2 protein-coding genes are annotated in these 1,539 nt (G+C 74.1%); both read left to right on the top strand.

Annotation, left to right across the window (positions count from 1 at the left end; all coding sequences use genetic code 11):
- Nucleotides 1-574 (top strand): tetratricopeptide repeat protein (locus AB0G02_RS39595; protein ID WP_360805485.1); only part of this gene is annotated, 574 nt, incomplete at its 5' end.
- Between the two features lie 2 nt (nt 575-576).
- The coding region (locus AB0G02_RS39590) for a PP2C family serine/threonine-protein phosphatase (protein WP_360805482.1) at nt 577-1,539 on the top strand (963 nt) is incomplete at its 3' end.

The following is a 1,539-nucleotide window of genomic DNA, read 5'->3' as shown; positions in this document are numbered from 1 at the left end:
CGAGGCGGCGCCGAAGCTGGCGGTGGCGGTGTGCGCGGAGGCGTCGGGTGACGCGGAGGCGGCGGCGGCCGGTTACGAGGTGGTGTGGCGCACCGATCACGCGTTCGTGTCGGCGGCGTTCGGGTTGGCGCGGGTGTTGTTGGGGCGGGGTGAGCGGGAGGCGGCGGTGGGGGTGCTGCACTCGGTGCCGGACACGTCGATCCATCATGTGGCGGCGCAGGTGGCGGCGGTGCGGGCGCAGATCGGCGCGGCGCGTGACTGTGCGGGCGGGACGGTGGTGGGTGATGCGTTGGCGGAGGTGATGGCGGCCGGTGCGAGGCTGTCGGGGTTGGAGCTGGACGTGGCGAGGCGGGCCGGGTTGACGGTGGAGCTGTTGGGTGTGGCGCTGGAGTCGTTGCCGGGTGACGGGGCGACGCCGGCGGGGAGGTTGGTGGACTGCGAGTGGAACGAGACGGGGCTGAGGTTGGGTTTGGAGCGCTGGTACCGGCAGTTGGCGCGGTTGGCGGATACCCCGGAGGAACGGATCGCTCTCGTCGACCGCGCGAACGCGGTCCGGCCCAGGACGTTGGTGTGATGATGGAATCCTGTCCTGAGTGCGCGTCGCCGGTGGCGTCGCAGGACCGCTTCTGCGAGGCGTGCGGGCGCAACCTGCGGGTGCAGCGGACGCCGGTGGGTGGTCCGGGGTCGCAGTGGCCGTCGATGTGCTCGTGCGGTGGCGAGGAGTTCGACGCGGAGGGGTTCTGCGAGCAGTGCGGTCGGGCGCGGCCGTCGGTGCGGGACCGGGTGGAGTTCGTGCTGCCCGGGGTGGCGGGGGTGAGCGACCGGGGTCGGCGGCGGCAGCGCAACGAGGACTCGATGGCGTTCGGCCGGGTCCGCGGGCGTGGTGTGGTGGCGGTGGTGTGCGACGGGGTGGCGTCGTCGGAGCGGGCCGAGCAGGCGTCGCAGACGGCGGTGGACACGGCGGCGGACGTGCTGCTGACCGGGTTGCAGTCCGGGATGGACGGTGAGGCGTCGACGGCGGACGCGGTGGTGGCGGCCAACGGCGCGGTGGCCCGGTTGGCGCGGCCGGAGGCGGCGGAGGTGGCGCCGTCGTGCACGTTCGTGTCGGCGGTGGTGACCGACGGGTCCGCGACGGTGGGGTGGGTGGGCGACAGCCGCGCCTACCTGGTGGCCGGTGCGGGTGCGGCGCGGTTGACGACGGACGACACGTGGGCGGCGCAGCTGGTGGCGGAGGGGGTCCTGACCGAGGAGGAGGCGCTGACCGACCGGCGGGCGCACGTGCTGTCGCGGTGGTTGGGCGCGGACTCGGGGGTGGAGGCGCCGCAGACGGTGGCGTTCGCGGTGGAGACGCCGGGGTTGCTGGTGCTGTGCAGCGACGGGTTGTGGAACTACGTGCCGGAGCCGGAGGACCTGCTGGCGGTGCTGCCGCGCGGGGTGCCGCCGATCGAGGTGGCGCGGGAGCTGGTCGAGGTGGCGTTGAAGTCGGGCGGGCACGACAACATCACGGTGGTGGTCGTGCAGCTGCGGGGTGGGCACGGC

This window comes from Actinosynnema sp. NPDC023658, assembly GCF_040639995.1.
Classification (GTDB): Bacteria; Actinomycetota; Actinomycetes; order Mycobacteriales; family Pseudonocardiaceae; genus Actinosynnema.
This window is presented reverse-complemented; position numbering and strand designations above follow the sequence as displayed.